Source organism: Streptomyces sp. RLB3-17, assembly GCF_007113425.2.
Taxonomy (GTDB): Bacteria; Actinomycetota; Actinomycetes; order Streptomycetales; family Streptomycetaceae; genus Streptomyces; species Streptomyces mirabilis_D.
Genome location: NZ_CP041610.2, coordinates 4,296,047 through 4,315,642, shown reverse-complemented (window position 1 = coordinate 4,315,642; position 19,596 = coordinate 4,296,047). Strand labels below are relative to the sequence as shown.

Genomic DNA, 19,596 nt, shown 5'->3' with positions numbered 1-19,596 from the left:
ACTTTCCATTGACCTACTTTGGAATCGGGTGCTCACCATGGCCGCGAACGCGAACCGTCCCGCCCTCATAGCCCTGACCGCGCTGGCCCCCATCTCCTGGGGCAGCACCTACGCCGTCACCACGGAGTTCCTCCCCGCCGACCGCCCCCTGTTCACCGGGGTGATGCGCGCCCTGCCCGCCGGGCTGCTGCTCCTCGCGCTGGCCCGGGTGCTGCCGCGCGGCGCCTGGTGGGGGAAGGCGGCGCTGCTGGGCGCGCTGAACATCGGCGCCTTCTTTCCACTGCTGTTCCTCTCCGCGTATCGGCTGCCCGGCGGCATGGCGGCGGTCGTCGGCTCGGTCGGGCCGCTGTTCGTCGCGGGCCTCGCGGCGCTGCTGCTCGGTGACCGCCCGACCCTGCGGACGCTCCTCACCGGTATTGCCGCGGCCCTCGGTGTCAGCCTCGTCGTGCTGCAGGCGGCGGGCGCGCTGGACGCGGTCGGGGTCCTCGCGGCGCTCGCCGCGACCGCGTCGATGTCCACCGGCACGGTGCTCACCAAGCGGTGGGGCCGGCCGGACGGGGTCGGTCCGTTGGCGCTCACCGCCTGGCAGTTGACGGCGGGCGGGCTGCTGATCGTCCCTGTCGCCCTCCTGGTCGAGGGCGCGCCGCCCGCGCTGGACGGCCGGGCGGTCGGCGGATACCTGTACCTCGCGCTGGCGAACACGGCGGTGGCGTACTGGCTCTGGTTCCGGGGCATCGGCCGGCTCAGCGCCACCCAGGTCACCTTCCTCGGCCCGCTGTCACCGCTGACCGCGGCCGTCATCGGCTGGGCGGCGCTGGGGCAGTCGCTGACGCCGGTGCAGGTGGCGGGGATGGTACTGGCGTTCGGGGCGACGGTGCTCGGCCAGGTCGGGCCGCGTGGCGGGCGGCCGGCTCCCGTCGGAGGCTTTGCGGGAGGTGGCTGCGGGGCTGGGGGAGCGGCGATAACGTCACGTCGTCCGCGCGTGACGTAATTCCCCGATTCCCCATGCCCCGATCCCCCACTCCCCCGATTCCGCGATTCCTGGAGGTTCCTGTGGTCGACGGCGTGTGTCCTGGGTGCGGGAAGCCGCTGGCCGGGCGGACCGGGCGCAAGGGGCGGAGTTCCGTGTACTGCTCGGCCGCCTGTCGGCAGAGGGCGTACCGGGAGCGGCGGGCGGCGCCCTCGGACACCGCCCAGGGGCTCATCGAGGAGGTCGGGCGGCAGGTCCGTGAGCTGGTCCCGGCGCCGCCCGCCGTCTTCTACTCCGGGGTGAGCGAGCTGGCCGCCTCCGTGGGACGGCTGCGGCGCATCGCCCGGACGGCCCGCGACACGGCAGGTCCCGGTACGGCGGACCCCGTGACGGAGGAGCCCGTCTTGGACGAGCCCGTCATGGGCGAGCCCGGCGCGGTGGATCTCGTCACGACCGGCCCCGTTACGGAAGTGGCCCTCGCGGAGAGCGACTTCGCCGCGCTCGTCGAGTCCTACCGGCGCGAACTGCGCGTGCACTGCTACCGGATGTCGGGCTCGTACGACGATGCCGAGGACCTCGTGCAGGAGACGTTCCTGCGGGCCTGGCGGGCCCGGGACGGGTTCGCGGGGCGGGCGAGCGTACGGACGTGGCTGTACCGGATCGCCACCAACGCCTGCCTGGACTTCCAGCGGCGCACGGCGCGCCGCCCGCAGCGGTACGAGCCGCTGCCCGGGATGAACCACGGCGGCGCCGAGCCCCCGGCCCGCGTCACCTGGCTCCAGCCCTACCCCGACGACGACCTGCCCTCGACCGAAGAGCAGCCCGACGCGCTCGCGGTCTCCCGGGAGACCCTGGAGCTCGTCTTCCTCGCCGCGATCCAGCATCTGCCGCCCCGCCAGCGCGCGGTCCTCGTCCTGCGCGACGTCCTGGGGCTGGCCGCCGCGGAGACCGCCGCGGTACTGGACATGACGGTCGCCTCGGTCAACAGCGCGCTGCAACGGGCCCGGCCCACCCTGCGCGACCACCTGCCCCGCCGTCGCGCCGAGTGGACCGCGGAGGCGGACGTCCGTGAGCGCGAGATCCTGGCGCGTTACATGGCCGCCGCCGAACGCCTCGACCTCACCGAGGTCGCCACCCTGCTCAGCGAGGACATCACGCTCACCATGCCGCCGAACCCGTTCTGGTTCGTCGGCCGCGAGGCGCTCGTCGAGTTCCTGTCCGTCAGCCTCGACCCGGCCTCCCCGATGTTCCTCGGCCACTGGCGCCACCTGCCCGCCCGCGCCAACGGACAGCTCGCGGCCGGGGGGTACGTCCGGCGCCCGGGTACGACCGTCTACCGCGCGCAGGTCCTCGACGTCCTCCGTGTCGAGGGCGACCGGATCGTGGAGATCACCTCCTTCGAGCCGCATCTCTTCCCGGCGTTCGGACTGCCGCTGCGGCTGCCCGCCGACCGATGAGTGAGAGACGGTGCGAACGTCTGCATGACCGACTCGTACGGCCGACTGGTCCGGCCGATTCATACGGGCCGTTCCGACAACCCACCTCACGGAGGTTCACCATGCTGCTCACCGACAAGACCGCGGTCATCTACGGCGCCGGCGGATCCATCGGCGGCGCCGTCGCCCGTACCTTCGCCCGCGAGGGTGCCCACGTGCACCTCGTGGGGCGTACGGCGGCGACGCTCGACGCGGTGGCCAAGGACATCGAGGCGGAGGGCGGCCACGCCGGGACGGCGGTCGTCGACGCGCTCGACGAGGCGGCGGTCGAGGCGCACATCGCGTCGCTGGACGCCGTCGACATCTCCTTCAACCTCGTCACCCGGGGTGATGTGCAGGGTGCCTCGCTGCTCGACATGTCCGTCGACGACTTCGTACGTCCGGTCGTCACCGGTATCCGCGCCAACGTCGTCACCGCCCGCGCCGCCGCCCGCCGTATGGCCGAGCGGGGCTCCGGCGTGGTCCTCACGCTCAACAGCGGTTCGGCGCACGGCAGTCCGATGATGGGCGGAACGGGCCCGGCCGACGCGGCGATCGACACGCTGGTGCGCAACCTGGCGATGGAACTGGGTCCGCGCGGGGTGCGGGCCGTGGGTCTGTGGGCGGCCGGCGTGCCCGAGACGCTGACCCGCGAGAAGCTCGCCGCGGTCGACAGCGCCATGGCCCTCGACGAGAACGCCCTCCAGGGCCTGCTCGCGAACCTGGCCGGAATGCGCATGACCCGCCGCAATCCCACCCTCCCCGAGATCGCCGCGACCGCCGCCTTCCTCGCCTCCGACCACGCGGGCGGCATCACCGGCACGTTCGTCAACGTCACCGGCGGGATGTTCCCGGGCTAGGACGACCGGTTGGGACGACCGGCTGGGAGGACCGGCTACGAGGACCGACGGCCGCGGCGGTCGCGCCACCACGTGCGGGCCCACACCACATGCACCCCGCCGAGCGCGACCACGACGGCCGTCGCGTCGAGGCGCACGGCGGGGGAGTGGCCGGGGCCCAGGTGCGCCACCGCGCGGGCGAACAGCGTGATGTCCGCGGGCAGGGTGACGGTCGCGAGGAACACGAGACACAGCGTGGTGCCGACGACGAGCACCACGCTGTACGCGCGCACCGCCCGCCGTTCGTGGGCGGGGAGTTCGAGGCTGGGGTCCGGGGCGGTGGTACGGCGCAGCGCCCGCCGTGCCGCGTATTTCGTGTACGCCACCCCGTCCCCGTACAGATCACGGCAGCGCGTCACGTCCTGGAGCACGAAGTACAGGTCCGTACGCATGAAGACCATGAGCTGGAAGGGGAGGGGGAGCAGGGCGAGCAGGGCGACGGCGGCCAGGATCCGGCGGGGGGTGCCGTGCGTGGCGCCCGCGGCGAGGGCGGCCAGGGAGGCGACGGTGAGGTTGGTGGCGATCCCGGCGAGGTAGGCGGTCAACCGATGGCGGCGCGGAGCGAGTTCGATGCCGCTGATGTCCGTCTGCATGACCAGGAACTGCAGGCGCGTGCCGAGACGCATCCGGCCGGGCACGCCGGTCGCCCGGGCGGTCATCAGGTGCGCGCACTCGTGGAGCAGCAGGAGCGTCCAGCCGAAGCCCGCGCCGAGCGCGATCACCGCGCTGCCGTGCGGGCTCCAGAGGAGGGTGCGGTAGCCGAGGGGAACGGGTGGGCGGGTGAGCAGGGTGGTGGTGATCAGCAGGGCGATGAGGACGGGCAGGGCCGGGCTGAGGACCCAGCGCACATGGCGGGGACCGATCCGGGCGAGCGTCGGCTTCGGCGGGGGCGGCGAGGCCACTTCCCGTCCGTCCACCTCGGCGACGAACCCGAGGTCCACCAGCGCCTCGACGAAGTCGGGTACGTCGATGTCGTCGCCGGTGGTCTCCCGCAGCCGCTCCTCGACCTCGGTGGTGCTCAGCCCCTGCCCGAGCAGGTCCAGCGCCTGCTTGCCGACCTCGGGCAGCGCGACGAACCGGCCCGTCGCCAGCCGGCCGACGATCCACTCGTCGCCGTCGGGGCGGGAGTCGAGGGCGTGCAGGCGCACGTGGTTCACGCGCGCTCCCCAGCCGGTCCGGTCGCTCCGCCCGGTCCGGTCGCTCCGCCCGCGCCGGTGGCTCCGTCGTCGGGTCTGTCGCCGCACGCCGGGCAGTCGGTTCGCCGCGGGAATCTCTGCAGCACCGGGTCGCCCGGCAGCATCAGGTTCATCCCGAAACGGAAGCCGGGGTCGAGCGCCGGGACGCCGGTCAGCAGGGCCAGGGCCGCGTGGGCGAGCAGTCCGCCGGACAGGCCCGCGGTGACCGCGGTCGCGGGGTTCCACGGCAGGTGCGGGGAGGCGACCCCGTCGTCCTGGCCGGGCGCCAGGCGCAGCTCGCGGCGGGCCACCTCACCGGCCCGCAGACACTCCCAGCAGGCACCCCGGCCGGGTACGTGGACCCCGGCCGTCACCAGGGGGCCGCGGTAGCCGGCGTCGACCCAGGGCAGGTCCGCGGCCAGACAGACACGGTTCGCCCAGCGGCGGATGTCGTCGGGACGGTCGGCGGCGAGGACGAGAAGGTCGTACGAGCTCCGCGACGAGTACGGGACTTCGGGCGTCCCGGCGTGTGTCGGTTCGCTCGGGGCTTGGGGCGTCCCGGCCCGTTTCGGTTCGCTCGGGGCTTCGGGTGCCCCGGTCCGTATCAGCCTCGCCAGTTCCGCCGGGTGTCGTATCTCCCGGCGTTCCCCGGTCACCGTCACGTCCGAGTTCAGCGCCCGCAGGGTGGCGAGCGCGGCCGTCACCTTCGGGCGGCCGAGGTCGGACTCGCGGAAGAGGGGCTGGCGGTTGAGGTTGGACAGCTCCACCACGTCCGGGTCCACGCAGTGCAGACGGCCGACCCCGGAGGCGACCAGGCCCTGCGCGGCGTACCCGCCCGTGCCGCCGACGCCGACCAGCAGCACCCGGGCCCGGCGCAGCCGGAGCTGGGCGTCCCAGGGACTCGTCCGGGGGCCGAGGTCCATCCAGCGCAGCAGCGGCACCCCCCGGCTGTAGCGCAGCCGTTCCCGCTCGGACACCGGCACGGGCGCCGCCGCGTCCTCCACGAACCCGGCGTCGAGCAGGTCCGCCATCGCCTGCCGGGCGTCCTCGGACGTGAGGTCGGGAAGTTCGGGATGCGCCCTCAGCACCTCGCCGACCACCGCCGACGGCTCCCGCGTTCCGTCCATCGCCTCGACCAGCGTCCAGACCCAGCCCTGCGGGTCCTCGATCTCGGCGCCGATGCCGTGGATGACGCTGCCGATGCGGACGTTGCCGTCGATCGTGCGGTACGGCCGGTGCTCGGGCTTGATCCGGGGCCTGCGGAGCGTGTCGACCGGCACCGTCACCAGGACCCCTTCCCGTTACAGGTACATGCCTTGACACTCTGGTCCCCCGAGTCGAGCCTTGACAAGACGCGGTCGGCGATCGCGCCCGCAACGCTCAACGTCCCTACTGACGAGAGGAGTTGGGGTGCCCACCAAGATTGTGATCCGCCCGTTGGACAAGAAGGAGACCACGGGCGACAGCAGCGGAGGCAACGGCGGCTGATCCGTTTCGCCGGACAGGAACTCGGCCACCGCAGAGCCCACACAGAGAGGGGGCCACATGGCCGCCAAGATCGTGATCCGTCCGCTGGACAAGAAGGAGACCACCGGGGACAGCAACGCGAACGGCACCTGACCGGAGCCCGGCATGCGGGGAACCCCGTATCCCACCCTCGGTGAGCTGCTGCGACGCGCTCGCGCGACGGTGGCGGCACGGCCCGGTGCACTGCGGTTGCGTGCCGTCGGGACCTCGCGTGCCGGCCGGCCGCTGTGGCTGCTGTCCGCCGGACACGGCCCCCGGCACATCCTCACGGTCGCCGGCGCGCACGCCAACGAACCGGTGGGCGGGGTCACCTCGCTCTCCCTGGCCGAGAGGTTCGCGCGGGAGCCCGCGCTGCTCCAGGAGTCCGGCTGCACCTGGAACTTCCTGCTCTGCCTCGACCCCGACGGCGCGAGCCTCGCCGGGCGATGGCTGACCGGGCTGCCTGGCGAGGGGCTGCCCGGCGAGGGTCGGGCGGCGGCCGAGGCCTCGCCGACCCTCCGGGGTTACTACCGGCGCTTCTACCGGCCCGCCTTCGCCGCGCAGCCCGAGTTTCCGCCCGTCACCAGTGACCCGCGTCCGGTGATGCCGGAGTCCGAGGCGCTGGTGCGGCTCATCGACGAACTGCGCCCGGTCGTGCAGTTCTCGCTCCACGGCGTCGAAGTGGGCGGATCCTTTCTGCAGTTGACTCGCGCGGTGCCGGGGGCGGCGGCCGCCTACCGTCGGATCGCGGCGGACCTCGGCATCCCCCTGGAACACCGGCCGTTCGACGGCATGGGATGGCTGGCCGAGAGCCCGGGCGTGCTCGTCCTGCCGGACAGCGGCCCCACCGAGGAACGGGACCCGTCCGGCTTCACCTCACAGGCGACCTGGCTGTACGCGATGCGGCACGGAACCGTGTCGGCGGTCGTCGAGGCGCCCTTCTGGAGCGTGGCCGGCGTCAGCGATCCTCGGCCCGTCGCCGAGCCCCGGCGCGAGGTCGCGGAGGCGAGCGAGATCCTGCTCGGCCGGGCCAAACAACTGGAGGCGGTGGTGGGGGAGCTGGGGCCCAGGGCACCTGAGACCCCCGAGGAGATCGCCCACTTCACCGCCGCCCGTGAGCTCATGGACATCGGCCCCGGAGTCGTGGACACCTGGAACTCCGCCGAACTCGCCACCACCGTGGGCAACGCCGTCTCGCTCGGCGTCGCCGCCCGGCGCATCCCGCTGCGCGCGGCGGCCATGATGCGGCAGGCCCTGGGCGGCGCCCCCGCGCTGGACACCCTCGTGGAGGCCTGGGCACGTGAGCTGGCCAGTACCTTCGACGCCCGCTGGGTCCCCGTGACCGACCAGACCGAGCTCCAGATCCGCACGATGCTCGCACTCGCCCGCGCCCTGGTGTGACCCCGGGCGCCCACACACGCCCACACACGCCCACACGCACTCACACACGCCCACGCGCGCGCTCATGCGAAAGGGGGCTCCCGGCACGACGCCGGGAGCCCCCATTCACGTACGACCGACTACGCGGAAGCCGCCGCCGCGTCCGCCGCCTGGGCCTTCAGCGCGCGCTCGATCCCGGAGCGGGACTCCGAGATCAGGCGCCGCAGGGCCGGGGTGGGCTCGGCCGCGGCCAGCCACGCGTCCGTCTTGGCGAGGGTCTCCTCGGAGACCTGGACGGACGGGTAGAGACCGACCACGATCTGCTGGGCGATCTCGTGCGAACGGGCGTCCCAGATGTCCTTCACCACGGAGAAGTACTTGTCCGTGTACGGGGCGAGCAGCTCGCGCTGGTCGGTCTGGGCGAAGCCGCCGATCACCGCTTCCTGCACGGCGTTCGGGAGCTTGTCGGACTCGACCACCGCGGCCCAGGCCTCCGCCTTCGCCTCCTCGGTGGGACGCGAGGCCCGGGCCGTCTCCGCGTGCCGCTCACCGGCCGCCGTCTTGTCGCGCTCCGCCTCGGCGCCGATCTCCGCCTCGTCGTAGCGCCCGACCGCCGCGAGCCGCTGGACGAACGCCCAGCGCAGCTCGGTGTCGACGGCGAGGCCCTCGATGCTCTCCCGGTCCTCCAGCAGGCCCTCCAGGAGGTCCAGCTGCTCCGGCGTACGGGCGGTCGCCGAGAAGGCACGCGCCCAGGCGAGCTGGTGGTCGCTGCCGGGCTCGGCGGCGCGCAGGTGCGCGAGCGTCGCGTCCGTCCAGCGGGTCAGCAGCGCCTCGCGGGCCGTCGGGTCGGCGTACAGCTCGATCGCCAGCTTCACCTGGCGCTGCAGCGACTGCACGACACCGATGTCGGACTCCTTGCCGATGCCCGACAGGACCAGGGACAGGTAGTCGCGGGTGGCGAGCTCACCGTCGCGGGTCATGTCCCAGGCCGAGGCCCAGCACAGGGCACGGGGCAGGGACGACTCGAAGTCGCCGAGGTGCTCGGTGACGAAGGCGAGCGAGTCCTCGTCGAGGCGGACCTTGGCGTACGACAGGTCGTCGTCGTTGAGCAGGAAGACCGCCGGGCGGCGCTTGCCGACCAGCTCCGGTACGGCCGTCAGCTCGCCGTCGACGTCCAGCTCGACGCGCTGGTCGCGCACCAGCCTGCCGCTGTCGTCGTCGAGGTTGTAGAGGCCGATCGCGATGCGGTGCGGACGCAGGGTCGGCTCACCCTTGGCACCCTCCGGGAGCGCCGGAGCCTCCTGACGGATCGCGAAGGAGGTGATGACCCCGTTCGCGTCCGTCTCGAGCTCAGGCCGCAGGATGTTGATGCCGGCGGTCTGGAGCCACTTCTCCGACCAGGTCTTCAGGTCACGCCCGGAGGTCTCCTCCAGGGCGCCCAGCAGATCGCTGAGGCGCGTGTTGCCGTAGGCGTGCCGCTTGAAGTACGCCTGCACGCCCTTGAAGAACTCGTCCATGCCGACGTAGGCGACGAGCTGCTTCAAGACGCTCGCCCCCTTCGCGTAAGTGATGCCGTCGAAGTTGACGAGGACGTCGTCCAGGTCGTTGATCTCGGCCATGATCGGGTGGGTGGAGGGCAGCTGGTCCTGCCGGTACGCCCACGTCTTCATGGAGTTGGCGAAGGTCGTCCAGGAGTGCGGCCAGCGCGACTGGGGGGCGTAGGCCTGGCAGGCCGCCTCGGCGTAGGTGGCGAACGACTCGTTCAGCCACAGGTCGTTCCACCACTCCATGGTGACCAGGTCGCCGAACCACATGTGGGCCAGCTCGTGCAGGATCGTGGCGGCCCGCACCTCGTACGCGGCGTCGGTCACCTTGGACCGGAACACGTACTGGTCGCGGATCGTCACCGCGCCCGCGTTCTCCATCGCGCCGGCGTTGAACTCCGGCACGAAGAGCTGGTCGTACTTCTTGAACGGGTACGCGTAGTCGAACTTCTCCTGGAACCACTCGAAGCCCTGCCGGGTGACCTCGAAGATCGCGTCCGAGTCGAGGAACTCGGCGAGCGAGGGCCGACAGTAGATGCCGAGAGGCACGCTCTGTCCGTCCTTCTCGTACACGCTGTGCACGGAGTGGTACGGCCCGACGATCAGCGCGGTGATGTACGTGGAGATCCGCGGCGTCGGCTCGAAGACCCAGGTGTCGTCCTTGGGCTCGGGCGTCGGGGAGTTGGAGATCACGGTCCAGCCCGTCGGCGCCTTCACGGTGAACTGGAAGGTGGCCTTCAGGTCGGGCTGCTCGAAGGACGCGAACACCCGGCGCGCGTCCGGGACCTCGAACTGGGTGTAGAGGTAGGCCTGCTGGTCGACGGGGTCGACGAAGCGGTGCAGGCCCTCACCGGTGTTGGTGTACGCGCAGTCGGCCACGACACGCAGGACGTTGCGGCCCTCCAGGAGCCCGGGAAGCGCGATCCGCGAGTCGGTGAAGACCTCGGCCGGGTCGAGGGGGTCCCCGTTCAGGGTCACCTCGTGAACGGCGGGAGCCACCAGGTCGATGAAGGTCTCCGAGCCGCTCTCCTCGACGTCGAAGCGCACCGTGGTAACGGACCGGTAGGTGCCGCCCTCCTGCGCGCCCGAGAGGTCGAGATCGATCTCGTACGAGTCAACGGTGAGCAGCTTCGCGCGCTGCTGCGCCTCTTCGCGGGTCAGGTTTGTGCCAGGCACGCGGTCATCTCCTCGTTATGTGACGGTTGCGCCATCCTTCCATGGGACCTGCACGGATGCGATGTCCGTTTCCCGCCGGTGCCCGGCACGCGCGGGCGCGAGCCTGAATACATGACGCACACGACGGACGCGACGACGGACATGACGACATACGCGACGACATACGCGACGACGTACACGGCACGTCCCATCGACCCGGCGGTCCTGAAGGATCTCCGCACAGCTGACGATGCGGACCGTCCGATGGTTCCCTTCGCGGACGAGGAGGGCGGCGCGCCGCTGCGCTGCTGTCTGCGGCGCAGTGAACCGGGGGAGCGGATCGCCCTCGTCTCCTACGCGCCGCTGCGCCGCTGGGCCGCCGGGACGGGCGTCGACCCGGGCGCGTACGACGAACAGGGCCCGGTCTTCATCCACGCCGACGACTGCCCGGGCCCCGACCTGCGCGGCCACCCCTTCCCGGGCGCTCACCGCACGGTCCGCCGCTACTCCGCCGAGGGCCACATCCTGGGCGGCCGTCTGGTCGAGAACCCCGAGGCCTTCGACGACGCCTTCGACGAGGCCTTCGCCGACCCGGAGGTGGCGCTCGTCCACGTACGGGCCGTGGAGTACGGGTGCTTCCTCTACGAGGTGCGGCGGGCGTGAGAAGGGGCGGTCACCGTGCGGTGACCGCCCCCGGGGCATGTGGCGCGGGCGTCAGCCCTTGAGCTCCGCCGCCACCAGCTCCGCGATCTGGACCGCGTTCAGTGCGGCGCCCTTGCGGAGGTTGTCGTTGGAGACGAAGAGGGCGAGGCCGTGCTCGGCCGTCTCGTCGGCGCGGATGCGGCCCACGTAGGACGCGTCCTTGCCGGCGGCCTCGAGCGGGTTCGGGATCTCGGAGAGGGTGACGCCCGGGGCGCCGGCCAGCAACTCGGTCGCGCGCTCCACGCTCAGCGGACGCGCGAAGCGGGCGTTCACCTGGAGGGAGTGGCCGCTGAACACCGGGACGCGGACACAGGTGCCGGAGACCTTGAGGGCGGGGATCTCCAGGATCTTGCGGGACTCGTTGCGGAGCTTCTGCTCCTCGTCCGTCTCGTGCAGACCGTCGTCGACGAGCGACCCCGCGAGCGGGAGCACGTTGAAGGCGATGGGGCGCTTGTAGACCCCCGGCTCGGGGAAGTCGACCGCGCCGCCGTCGTGGGTCAGCTTGTCGGCGTCCGCGGCGACCTTCAGTACCTGGCCGTGCAGCTCGGCCACGCCCGCGAGGCCGGAACCGGACACCGCCTGGTACGTCGCGACGACCAGCGCCTCGAGCCCCGCCTCCTCGTGCAGCGGCTTCAGGACCGGCATCGCGGCCATCGTCGTGCAGTTCGGGTTGGCGATGATGCCCTTGGGGCGGTCGGCGATCGCGTGCGGGTTCACCTCGGAGACCACCAGGGGCACCTGCGGGTCCTTGCGCCACGCCGAGGAGTTGTCGATCACGACCGCGCCCTGCGCGGCGACCTTCTCGGCCAGTGCCTTGGAGGTCGCGCCGCCCGCGGAGAACAGCACGATGTCCAGGCCGGAGTAGTCCGCCGTCGCCGCGTCCTCCACCGTCACACCGTCGAGCACGGTTCCGGCCGAACGCGCGGAGGCGAACAGCCGCAGCTCCTCGACCGGGAACTTCCGCTCGACGAGGATCCTGCGCATGACTGTGCCGACCTGACCGGTGGCTCCGACGATTCCGACCCTCACGGCGACTCCCTTAGCGTGCGTTTTACGTGGTCCAGCGCTTCCATCATGCGTCTGACCCGTCCCCGCGTGTCCAATCCTTTGCCCGTGCCGCCCGAGGAATGGGACACGTCCGCCCTTGGGCATTCCTGCGGCATCCGAAAGAAAACCGTCCGTCGGCCGCCGGGAACCGCAAGCCGTACGGCGTGGGCGTCCTCACCGGCCCCGGCCCGGTGTGACGTACGACTCCTTCGCGGGCGGCCGAACGTTTTGGCTCGCACCGGCGTCGTAGAGGAAACGCGGGAGGGGAGGGGCGGAGTGCTGCGCAGAAAGGCACGCCGGGTCCAGGGGGCGGACGATCCCCTGGACGCGGCCCAGGAACGCCGGGTGCGGGCGGTGCTCGCGCTCGGTGGCGTACCGCAGGCGGACCTGCCGGACGGGGTGCAGCAGGTCCGCCTGCGGTTGCTGGAACGCGCGGCGAAGGGGGACGAGGCGCCGCGTGACGTGTCCGCGTGGGCGGCGGTCGTCGCCTCGAACCTGGCGATGGACTGGCACCGGGCCAAGCGGCGCCAGGAGCGGCTCGGCGAGCGGCTGGCCTCGCTGCGGCAGCCCGCGGACGCCCGTGACGAGGACTCCAGCGTGCTCTCGCTCGCCGTGGCGCGGGGTTTGGACGAGCTGCCCGACGCCCAGCGCCAGGTCCTCGTCCTGCGTTTCTACGCCGATCTGTCCGTGCGCGGGATCGCCGAGGAGCTCGGCATCCCGGAGGGCACGGTCAAGAGCAGGCTGCACTCGGCGGTCCGCGCCCTGCGCGCCCGCCTGCACGAGGACGAGGTGGTGTGACGTGGCCGAGTATGAGGGAGTGGACGCGCTGTTGGCCGCGATCACTGACGAGGCTCTGCCCGAAGGGGCCGGCGACGACCCGGAGTTCCTGGCCGAGCACCGGTCGGCGGTGGCCGACGTGGCGCTGCTGCGGGAGCAGTTGGCGGTCATCGGGGACGCGCTGGCGGACCGTGCGCAGGAAGCGAAGCCGGTCCCGGTACGGGCCCCCAGGAAGCGCACCCGCCGCCCCGAAGGCGCCCCCAGGAACCGCGGGCGCCGTCCCCTAGCCCTGGTCCTGGGCACCCTCGTCGCGGCCACCGTGGCCGCGATGGTCGTCGGCATAGGCTGGATCCTCGCGCACAACGGGGCAGGCGCGTCGGATTCCAGCGGGGCCAAGGCGGCCGACAGCGGGACCGCGGGCGGCGGTGCCTCGCTGAGCGCCCCCGGCTATCTGGCCTGCGCCCGGCTCGTGGCGGAGGGCACGGTCGCCCACGTCGAGCCTCTCCCCGGCACCACGGAGAACCGGATCACCCTCCACGTGGACCGCTACTACAAGCCCGAGAAGGGGAGGGCCGAGGTCGTCCTCGTCCTGGACGAGGAGGTGGCTCCCCGGCCGCGTGAGGGCGAGCGGGTACTCGTCGCCGTCCAGGGCGACCCGGCGACACCGACCGGCTGGACCACGGGGGACAAGGCCATCGCCGACGAACGGGCGTGGATCGTGAAGGCGCTGCCCGCGTCCCGCACCCTCACGTGCCCGTGAAGAAGGGCGGGCGCCCGTTTCCGGACGCCCGCCCCTCGTATGTCAGCCGGTTGCTACGGCGTGACCTTCTCGATCTTCACGCTGCCGAGGCCGGCGGCCGTGCCGCGGGCGTTCACCAGCTGGACCCGGCCGAAGAACTCGCGTCCCTCGGGGGCCGGCGCGGCCGCGGTGACCTCGCCGGACACCGTCGCCGTACCGCCCGTGGCGAGCTTCACCGGCGCCGACTCGTCGACCTTGACCGAGCCGAGCGCGGAGGAGAAGAACACGTCACGGTAGTCGTACGCGGTCGAGCCCGACGGGACCGAGTAGCCCACGACCTCGATGGTGTACGTCCCGGCGGCGGGGTTGGGGATGGAGACCGCCTCCTCCGAGTCGCCGTCCGCGGACTGCGCGACCTGCTTGCCCGCGGAGTCGTACACCGTCAGGTCCAGGTCGGCGGCCGTGTCCGAGACGTTGCCGATGGCGACGTCGAGCGACGCGGCGCCGGCCGGCACCTCGACCGTGCTGGTCTGGGTGGCGCCGCCCGCGATGGTCGGCCGGGCCGTCTTCGAGGAGCCGAGCGGGCCGCCCTTCAGGGTGCCGTCGAGCGCCGCGAAACCGTTCGTCACCTTCCAGGAGGCGGTGACCGGCGTGCCGACCTTCGCCTCGGGGACCGTCACCACGGCCGGGTCGAAGGCCGCGCCGAGCACGGTGGCCTCCAGCTTGTACGGGTTGTCGAGCAGCGGCGAGGTACGGCGCGCCTCGACCTCGACCTCCCAGACACCGGGCTGCGGGTCCGCGTACGCACGCACGTCGGGCTTGCAGCCGTTGGTGTTCGGGTAGTTGCTGTAGCAGTACGGCGTGCCGGTGTCCTCGACCGGGACACCGTAGGGGTGGATGGAGATGAACCGGGTCTGGCTCAGGTCCTTCAGCCCGCCGATCGCGACCTCCAGCGCCTTCGCGCCCTCGGGCACGGTCAGGAAGTACGACCGCGTGCTGTTGCGCTGCACCGAACTCGACGCGGAGTAGCTGTACTTGAGCGGCGTGGAGACCACGACCGTCGTCAGGATCTGCTTGTCCACGCCCTCGGTCCGCGGGTCGTCGACCTCGAGGATCGCGCTCTTGATGCCGGCCGAGGAGGCCTTCGCGGCGACCTTGACGGTGACCGGCTTGTTCAGTTCGAGCTTGACCTCGTCGGAGCCGACGATCCGGAAGGTGTCACCGGCGTTGTTCTCGAAGTGCAGCTCGTGGCGGATCGCCTTGTCCGGGCCGGACGTACGCGTGATGGTGATGTCGTACGTCTTCTTCACGCCGACCTTGAGGCCGCCCTCGCGGTCGTAGAGGCCGGTGCCGAAGCCCGGGGTCTTCAGGGCGTAGTCGATCGCGGTGTCGACGGGGGCCTTGACGGTGTAGTCGTGGGCGGTCACGTCGTCCTTGATCGACTTCCACGCGTCCACGATGTTGATGAGGCCCGCGCCCTCCTCGTACGCCTGCACACCCTTGATGTGGTCGGCGGTCGAGGTGAGGGCCGTGCGCAGCTTGGCGGGCGTCAGGTCGATGCCCCTCTGCTTGGCGGCGCTCAGCAGCAGCGCGGACGCGCCGGCGGCCTGCGGGGAGGCCATCGAGGTGCCCTGGAGCATCGAGTAGCCGGCCGGCAGGGAGTAGCCGGCCTGGGCGACCGGGGAGCCCGGCAGCCAGGTCTGCGTGGTGTTGATCGCGGCGCCGGGCGCGGTCAGCGTCGGCGTGAAGCCGCCGTCCTCACGCGGACCGCGCGAGGAGAACGGCATCATCGCGTACTTCTTCTCCACGACGGAGCCGTAGTTGGCGGCCCAGGTGTCCTTGGAGATGGACGCGCCGACCGAGATGACCTTGTCGGCCAGGCCGGGGTCGCCGATGGTGTTGGCGCCGGGGCCGGAGTTGCCCGCGGAGATCACCAACTGGACACCGTAGGTGTCGATGAGACGCGTGTAGAGCTCGGAGCGCGCGTTGTTGCCGTCGTTCAGCGCGGGCAGGCCGCCGATGGACATGTTCACGATGTCGACGCCGTGGTTGACGACGAGGTCGATCATGCCCTCGGTGAGCGCGACGTTGGTGCAGCTCGGGCCGAACACGCAGGCGCGCGACGAGACGATCTTCGCGCCGGGCGCGGCGCCGTTCATCTTGCCGCCGAACAGGCCGTTCGCGGAGGTGATGCCGGCGACGTGCGTGCCGTGCTCGCTCGCGATCAGACCGATGTTGACGAAGTCGGCCTTCTTGCCGACCCAGGACCCGCCGTACGGGTCCATCGGCACGTCCTTGCGGATCTGCACGACGAACGGCTGGCTCTCGACGACGTCGGTGGCCGGGTTGTCGGTCCCGAAGTGACCGATCTGGTAGCCGTCCTTGTACGGCTTCATCGCGGTGTCGTCGCTGAAGTCGTGGTTGTTGTTCACGTCGACGGTGACGGTGCCGGCCGCCGGGTCGTACAGGACGCCCCACGCGTCGGTGGTGTCGCCGTCACGGTTCACGTCGCCCGCGGCGTCGCCGCCCGCGGTCGCGGACTCCCGGAACGTGCTGATCTCGTACGAGCCCGCCGGGGACGTCCAGGTCTGGCCGCCGTAGGTGAAGGTGGGCCCGGAGACCGCGCTGACCATGGGGCGCCAGCTCAGGTCGTTGTCGAGGATCGGGTCGGTCGAGGTGACCCAGTCGACGATCTTGCGCTCGCCGGTGGTGGTCTTCTGCAGCGCCGGGTGGCTCAGGTCCACACCGGAGTCGAGGATGCCGATGGTGACGCCCCGGCCGTCCGCCTTCGGGTTCTTCTTCACGAAGTCGACGGCGCCCGTCTCGAAGGACGGGTTGTACGGGTTCTCGGCGGGGGTGTTCTTGTCGGGCGCGGCGTAGGTCTTCGTGGCCTTCGAAGAGGCGCCCTTGGCCGTGTCGGCGCTCGGCGTCGGGTCGTCGAGCGCGATGTCCTGGCGCAGGTCGATGCCGTGCACCGAGGTCAGTTTGGCGGCGGCGGCGATGGCCGCGTCGGCCTTGGCGGTCGGGACCGTGGCCCGGACGTAACCGACCTTGTCGTACGTCTGGCCGACGGAGCCGCCCTTGACCGCGTCCATCTCCTGGGCGACCTGCTCGGTCTGCCCGGGAGCGGTGGCGATCATCATCGTGACGTTCTTGGCGCCGTCGGCCTTGGCCTCGGCGAGGAGGTCCGCGTCGTCCGAACCGAGCTTGGCGCTCGCGGACTTGGTGCCCGGATCGGGCGTGGCGGGTGCGTGGTCCGCGGAGAAGGCCATGGGTATCGGCCCGGCCGCGGAGAGCGCGGCCACCAGGCCCGCGGCCACGGCGATGCGGGCCACGCGTCTCGCGCCCGATATCGGTGCGCGCTGAGGATCGGTCATCAGCATCCCTTGTAGGTAAAGGAACGAGCGTGGAGTGACCGGTCCCGACGTTCCCACGGGACGCGATCACATCAGTCCGGTATGTGGACCCGGATGACCGCTCAGCTTTACCTAAGGGGCAGTTGTTTGGGGAGAGTTGACCGGGGCGGGATGGAGCCATGGCGTACTTCCGCCATGCGTCACGACGGCCAAAGCGCAATATGACGGGACATCGACAATCAAGGTCAACCAATCCCCGGCCGCCCGTAACCCGCTCCCGGCTGCTCAGGCCTCCCGCGTGCGCGCGTAGTGGCGGGACGCCTTCGCGCGGTTACCGCAGGCCGCCATCGAGCACCAGCGGCGGGTGCCGTTCCGCGAGGTGTCGAAGAAATGCAGGATGCAGGTGTCGTGGGCGCAGCGGCGGATGCGGTCGGGGGCGGCGGCGAGCAGCCCGAGGTAGTCGCGGGCGGCGAGCCAGGCGGGCCCCCAGGACGGGTCGGCGAACTCCGCTTCCTCGCCGGGTCCCCGGCCGGTCAGCGTCAGGCGGACACGGCCGTGCGCGAGGACGGCGTCGATCCGGGCGGCGGCTTCCTCCAGGGTGCCGTCGACGGCCGAGCGCAGGGCGTCACGGGCTTCCCGTGCATGCAGCAGCACGGCGTCGTCGGCCGGGAAGTCCAGTCCGTTCGCCGCCAGCCACACCGTCAGGCCCTCGGTGTCCGTGAGCAGGTCCTGCGTCACTCCCTCGCGGTTCCAGCGGGTGTTGAGCAGGTCGAGCGAGACCGGTTCCCCGGTGAGCGGGCGGGGATCGGCGGTGGTGGACATGGGGAGCTCCCTTCGGCGCTAACCGCTCAAGAGTAAGTCACTGGTTGACGCTCCCCAATCTAACCCCTAATCTCGATGACAGGGGTTAGCTCTTCTGTGGGGCGGCCCACGACAGACGGGACCGTCATGACCTTGCGCACCGGCCACATCGGCCTGAACGTCACCGACCTCGACCGCTCGCTCGCCTTCTACCGTGACGTCCTCGGCTTCGGGGTGATCGCCGAGGGCAAGGAGGAGGAACGGCGGTACGCGTTCCTCGGCTCCCTCGCCGGAGACGGCCGTCCGGTGCTCACCCTCTGGCAGCAGGCGCGGGGCTCGTACGACAAGGCCCGCGCCGGCCTGCACCACCTCGCCCTCGAAGTGGACTCGGTCGACCAGGTCAGGGAGTACGAGACGGCCCTGCGGGACCACGGCGTCGACTTCGCGTACGAGGGCGTGGTCGCCCACCGTGAGGGCTCGGCGTCCGGCGGCATCTTCTTCCACGACCCCGACGGCACCCGCCTCGAGATCTACGCGCCGAGCGGGGCGGAGGGGGCCCCGGTGCCGTCCGCCACCGCCCCCACCTGCGGTTTCTTCTAGGGGCTGTGGAGAGCGGGGCGCGTCATGACGTATCACCGCGGCTCACGGGCCGTACAGGAGCGGGTGGGTGTGCGCGAGGTCGCCGACCATGTGGGGCGGTCCGTCGGCCAGGGCATCCGCCCCGTGGCCGCCGCCTTCCTCGAACTCCAGCCGATGCTGGTGCTGGGCGCGGCCGACCCGGTGGGCGGAGCGGTGTGGGCCTCGCTGCTCACCGGCGAGCCCGGGTTCGTACGGGCGACGGGTGTCCGGCAGATCTCGGTCACGGGCGGCGGTCTGCGCGAGGGCGACCCACTGGCGCGGGCGCTCGCCACCCCGGGCACCTCCGTCGGCACGATCGCGCTCGACCCGCGCACCCGCCGCCGCATGCGCCTCAACGGCCGGGCCCGCCCGACCCCCCGTGGCTTCGCCGTCGAGGCCGACCAGGTCTTCTCCAACTGCCCGAAGTACCTGCAGAAGAGGGAGTCGTACGAGAAGGCCGAGCGTCCGCCCGGCACACCCCGCCGGTCCGCCGAACTCTCCCCCGGGCAGCGGCGGTTCGTCGAGTCCGCCGACACCTTCTTCCTGGCCACCGTCCACGCGCACGGCGCCGACGCCAGCCACCGGGGCGGCAACCCCGGTTTCGTCCACGTCACCTCACCGAATGAACTGCACTGGCGCGACTACCCAGGCAACTCCATGTTCCTGACCCTCGGCAACCTGGAGACGGACCCGCGGGCGGGGCTGCTCTTCCTGGACTGGGCGGCGGGGACGGTGCTGCAGCTGACGGGCACGGCGCGCACGGAGTACGCGGCCGACGGGGAGCGCACGGTCGGCTTCACCGTCACCGAGGTCGTTCAGACACCTGCCGCCAGCCCGATCCGCTGGTCGCCGCCGGAGTACTCGCCGGCCAACCCGTCCCTGCCGTAGGCGACTTGCCCTGCCCCCGTGCCGTAACGTCTGGGCATGCCGAAGCAGTTGAGGGTGGCGGCCTACGCCGTATGCGTGCGGGACGGGCGGATGCTGCTGGCCCGCTGGGTCGCGGGTGACGGAAGCAGGCGGTGGACCCTGCCGGGCGGCGGCATGGACCACGGCGAGGACCCCTACGACACCGTCATCCGCGAGGCCGAGGAGGAGACGGGCTACGCCGTCGAGCCCCTCGCGCTGCTGGGCGTCGACTCCGTACTGCGTTCGCACCCGCGCCGGCTCGGCTCACCCAACGACTTCCACGCCCTGCGGATCGTCTACGAGGCCCGCGTCACCGGCGGCGAACTGCGCCACGAGACGAACGGCTCCACCGACATGGCGGCCTGGCACCCGCTCGACGAGGTACCCGCCCTCGACCGGGTCGCGCTGGTCGACGTGGGACTGCGGCTGTGGCGGGAACGACCGCCCCTCGGCCGCGTCGGCTCCGAAGCGGCGGGGAAGTAGCCGCGGCGGAGCAGCGGCGGGGAACTGGTCCCCTACCCCGGAAGATGAACACGGAGTGACCGC

At 71.8% G+C, this 19,596-nt stretch carries 16 protein-coding genes; 10 read left to right on the top strand and 6 right to left on the bottom strand.

All coding sequences use genetic code 11. The annotated features are described in order from the left end of the window. The first annotated feature begins 37 nt into the window (after positions 1-37). The 3 genes from FNV62_RS19805 to FNV62_RS19795 all read left to right on the top strand — a co-directional run bounded on the left by FNV62_RS19805 (position 38) and on the right by FNV62_RS19795 (position 3,305). A complete protein-coding gene (locus FNV62_RS19805) occupies positions 38-991 on the top strand; it encodes an EamA family transporter (RefSeq protein WP_225900305.1) in 954 nt (317 codons plus the stop codon). 62 nt (positions 992-1,053) lie between these two features. Beyond that, positions 1,054-2,427, top strand: a complete 1,374-nt coding sequence (locus FNV62_RS19800; RefSeq protein WP_205522255.1) for a sigma-70 family RNA polymerase sigma factor — start codon at positions 1,054-1,056, stop codon at positions 2,425-2,427. A 101-nt stretch (positions 2,428-2,528) separates the two neighbouring features. Then, entirely contained in the window at positions 2,529-3,305 is a 777-nt protein-coding gene (locus FNV62_RS19795; protein ID WP_097284748.1) for an SDR family NAD(P)-dependent oxidoreductase, read from the top strand. 35 nt (positions 3,306-3,340) lie between these two features. Here the strand turns inward: FNV62_RS19795 and FNV62_RS19790 are convergent, their stop codons facing one another. Both FNV62_RS19790 and FNV62_RS19785 read right to left on the bottom strand, forming a co-directional pair. Beyond that, positions 3,341-4,501 (bottom strand): hypothetical protein, encoded by a 1,161-nt coding sequence (locus FNV62_RS19790; RefSeq protein ID WP_144315466.1) that lies wholly within the window; start codon positions 4,499-4,501, stop codon positions 3,341-3,343. Continuing rightward, the gene (locus tag FNV62_RS19785; RefSeq protein WP_144316497.1) at positions 4,498-5,769 is read right to left on the bottom strand and encodes a HesA/MoeB/ThiF family protein; all 1,272 of its coding nucleotides are present in this window, start codon (positions 5,767-5,769) and stop codon (positions 4,498-4,500) included. The genes FNV62_RS19790 and FNV62_RS19785 overlap by 4 nt, the downstream gene beginning before the upstream one ends. Before the next feature lie 382 nt (positions 5,770-6,151). On the opposite strand from FNV62_RS19785, the gene FNV62_RS19780 reads away from it, so the two are divergent. Next, entirely contained in the window at positions 6,152-7,426 is a 1,275-nt protein-coding gene (locus FNV62_RS19780) for a M14 family zinc carboxypeptidase (RefSeq protein WP_144315465.1), read from the top strand. Positions 7,427-7,545: 119 nt separating this feature from the next. Here the strand turns inward: FNV62_RS19780 and pepN are convergent, their stop codons facing one another. Further along, positions 7,546-10,125, bottom strand: a complete 2,580-nt coding sequence (gene pepN, locus FNV62_RS19775; protein WP_144315464.1) for an aminopeptidase N — start codon at positions 10,123-10,125, stop codon at positions 7,546-7,548. A gap of 111 nt (positions 10,126-10,236) precedes the next feature. Between pepN and FNV62_RS19770 the strand changes: the two genes are divergently transcribed. Beyond that, positions 10,237-10,767 (top strand): DUF1203 domain-containing protein, encoded by a 531-nt coding sequence (locus tag FNV62_RS19770; protein WP_225900303.1) that lies wholly within the window; start codon positions 10,237-10,239, stop codon positions 10,765-10,767. Between the two features lie 51 nt (positions 10,768-10,818). Here FNV62_RS19770 and FNV62_RS19765 read toward each other — a convergent pair whose 3' ends face one another. After that, a complete protein-coding gene (locus FNV62_RS19765) occupies positions 10,819-11,835 on the bottom strand; it encodes an aspartate-semialdehyde dehydrogenase (protein WP_054231761.1) in 1,017 nt (338 codons plus the stop codon). 294 nt (positions 11,836-12,129) lie between these two features. On the opposite strand from FNV62_RS19765, the gene FNV62_RS19760 reads away from it, so the two are divergent. Next, complete coding sequence (locus FNV62_RS19760) at positions 12,130-12,651, top strand: sigma-70 family RNA polymerase sigma factor (protein ID WP_054231760.1); 522 nt, start codon at positions 12,130-12,132, stop codon at positions 12,649-12,651. A gap of 1 nt (position 12,652) precedes the next feature. After that, a complete protein-coding gene (locus tag FNV62_RS19755) occupies positions 12,653-13,390 on the top strand; it encodes a hypothetical protein (protein ID WP_144315463.1) in 738 nt (245 codons plus the stop codon). Positions 13,391-13,443: 53 nt separating this feature from the next. On the opposite strand, the gene FNV62_RS19750 is transcribed toward FNV62_RS19755, so the two are convergent. Both FNV62_RS19750 and FNV62_RS19745 read right to left on the bottom strand, forming a co-directional pair. Beyond that, the gene (locus tag FNV62_RS19750) at positions 13,444-16,746 is read right to left on the bottom strand and encodes a S8 family serine peptidase (protein ID WP_225900302.1); all 3,303 of its coding nucleotides are present in this window, start codon (positions 16,744-16,746) and stop codon (positions 13,444-13,446) included. Between the two features lie 264 nt (positions 16,747-17,010). Continuing rightward, positions 17,011-17,547 (bottom strand): CGNR zinc finger domain-containing protein, encoded by a 537-nt coding sequence (locus FNV62_RS19745; protein WP_060900749.1) that lies wholly within the window; start codon positions 17,545-17,547, stop codon positions 17,011-17,013. A 126-nt stretch (positions 17,548-17,673) separates the two neighbouring features. On the opposite strand from FNV62_RS19745, the gene FNV62_RS19740 reads away from it, so the two are divergent. The 3 genes from FNV62_RS19740 to FNV62_RS19730 are packed head-to-tail and all read left to right on the top strand — an operon-like array spanning position 17,674 to position 19,533. Next, positions 17,674-18,126 (top strand): VOC family protein, encoded by a 453-nt coding sequence (locus FNV62_RS19740; RefSeq protein ID WP_097284741.1) that lies wholly within the window; start codon positions 17,674-17,676, stop codon positions 18,124-18,126. Between the two features lie 24 nt (positions 18,127-18,150). Further along, entirely contained in the window at positions 18,151-19,032 is an 882-nt protein-coding gene (locus FNV62_RS19735; protein ID WP_181360890.1) for a pyridoxamine 5'-phosphate oxidase family protein, read from the top strand. Positions 19,033-19,068: 36 nt separating this feature from the next. Beyond that, positions 19,069-19,533 carry an NUDIX hydrolase gene (locus tag FNV62_RS19730; RefSeq protein ID WP_097284739.1) on the top strand — a complete coding sequence of 155 codons (465 nt, stop codon included), beginning with the start codon at positions 19,069-19,071 and terminating at the stop codon, positions 19,531-19,533. Positions 19,534-19,596: the final 63 nt, after the last annotated feature.